Origin of the sequence: Devosia sp., assembly GCF_036406155.1 — a bacterium.
Taxonomy (GTDB): domain Bacteria; phylum Pseudomonadota; class Alphaproteobacteria; order Rhizobiales; family Devosiaceae; genus Devosia_A.
In genome coordinates this window covers 1-2,211 of record NZ_DASWVV010000044.1, presented here as the reverse complement: position 1 = coordinate 2,211, position 2,211 = coordinate 1, and the positions used below count along the sequence as shown (strand labels likewise).

The 2,211-nt window shown below is 70.3% G+C and carries 2 protein-coding genes; both read right to left on the bottom strand.

Annotated features, from left to right (window positions below):
• The coding region (locus VGD93_RS02925) for a peptidoglycan-binding domain-containing protein (protein ID WP_395009017.1) at positions 1–894 on the bottom strand (894 nt) is incomplete at its 3' end.
• The coding region (locus tag VGD93_RS02920) for a PAS domain-containing sensor histidine kinase (RefSeq protein ID WP_395009015.1) at positions 891–2,211 on the bottom strand (1,321 nt) is incomplete at its 5' end. The genes VGD93_RS02925 and VGD93_RS02920, both read right to left, overlap by 4 nt.

Genomic DNA, 2,211 nt, shown 5'->3' with positions numbered 1-2,211 from the left:
GGCCCCGGTCGCCTGTGACGCGACGCCCTGCACGCCCGCGATGATGGTGTCGATGGCATCGCCGGCCGTGTCGACCGCGATGTTGAAGGCCTGCTGCGGCGTCTCCGGCAGCTTGCGCCCCAGCGCCGTCCGCGTCGGCGCCGCCACGGCCTGCGCCGCCGGCTGGGCCTGGGGTGCGGTCCCCACCACGAGCGGCTTGGGCGGCGGCAACGGCTGCACCTGCGTTACGGTCCTGGGCATGACCGCGGGCAGCGTCTCCGGTGCCGTTGGGGCCTCGGACACGGGCTGCACCTCGACCCTGGGAAGGGGATCGCCGGCGAGCGGCTCGGGCGCTGCCAGCTGCCTCGGCGCGGGCGTGACCGCGGTGCCCGGGGCGTTGCGGATCACCGTCAGGATTTCCTGGGTGAGCTCGCCCCGCGGCGGCAGCCCGTTGACTTCCTCGAACTTCTTGATGGCGCGCGCGGTCTGCGGGCCGTAATAGCCGTCGATGGTGCCGTCGAAGAGGCCGAGCAACTGCAGCTTGCGCTGCATCTCGAACACGTCGCTGTTGCCGATCGGCCCGGTCTCGACACCGATGCTGCCGGTGACCGGCTCGAGCGCGGGCGGCGCCGGCCGGTTCGGCCGCTCCGCCGGAACGACGGGCGTGATCCGGACCGCCTGCGCCGGCTGTTGCGCCGCCGGGGGCGCGAACAGCGGGGCAGGATGCTTGTGCTCCTGCAGGTAGAGCGCGTTACTGCCGGCCATGGCGGTGAGCGTCACCATCGACAGGATGGCGCTGTTGGTCAGCGGCGCCCGCATGTAGCGCGACAATACCCAGAGCGCGGCGCGGCCCGCGGAGGACAACACGGCACCGCCCGCCGCGAGCGGCAGGTGCGTGAGGGTTGCTGCGGTCATAGAGCTCTTTTTCTTTCGTCGTGCCATGTGGGCATTTGCTGCGGAACCGGGTCCCGGTGAAGGGGAGTCACCGACACAGTTTCCTCCACCTTGGTTTCCGGACCGTTTACCGGCAGCAGCACCGTCATCGTCGTCCCCTCGTCGGGGACCGACATGGCGCGCAGCGTGCCGCCGTGCAGCTCCACGAGGCCCTTGACGATGGACAGGCCGAGCCCCGTGCCTTCGTAGCGCCGGGCCAGACCGTCCTGGGCCTGGAAGAACGGCTCGCCGATGCGGGCGACATCGGCGCCGCTCATGCCGATGCCGCGGTCGGCGACGGCGATGCTGAGATAGCGGCCCTGGCGCTTCATCGTCAGCGTGATCGTCGAGTGCTCGTGGCTGAACTTGATGGCGTTGGACAGGAGGTTGATGAGGATCTGCCGGCAGGCACGCTCGTCGGCGACGATGGCCGGCAGCCCGGCGCGAATCTCGGTGGTCAGACGCACGTTCTTGGCCTGCGCCATGGCCCCGACTATGGTCAGGCACGGCTCGACCAGGGCCTCGGGCTGGAAGCTGGCGGTGGCGAGTTCGAACTTGCCCGCTTCGAGGCGCGACACGTCGAGCAGCATCTGCACCACCTCGATCAGGTGCAGGCCACTCTGGTGGATCAGGCTCGCATATTCCTTGTGGGTCGGGGCCAGCTCCCCGGCGATGCCGCTGCTCATCATCTCCGAGAAGCCGACGATGGCATTGAGCGGCGTGCGCAGTTCGTGCCCGATGGTGGCCAGGAAATGCGACTTGGCGATGGAGGCTTCCGCCACCGCCCTGTGCGCCTTCTGCATCTCGATTTCGTGGTCGCGGCGTTCGGTGATGTCGCGCAGCAGCGCCACCACCTCGTGGCGCGCAAGCGGCGCCGCCGGGTCGATCACCGGCGACAACGCCGCTTCCACCCACACGAATTGCGGGGCCGTCGCAGGCGCGGCGGGATCGTCGCGGCGCATGCGCAATTCCACCCGCCGGGACTTGCCGCTCCGGTTGGCATCGGCGAGGGCAGTGAGGAAGACCGGACGGTCGAGCACGTGGACGCGCTCGAGCAGGCCGGCGCCCGGCAGTTCATAGCGCCGGCAGCCGAGCAGCGTCTCCGTCGAGCGCGAGGCGAAGAGCAACCCGCCATCGGCGGAGAAGCGCAGCACGGCGTCCTCGAGTTGCTCCATGAGGTGGCGGCAGACATTGGCCTCGGCCCGTTCGTGCACCTCGAACATGGCGCCGACGCGGCTTGCCGACAGCGCGACGGCGAGCGCGCCGGCGGCGAAGGCGAGGAGGCCGGCGACGGCGGCT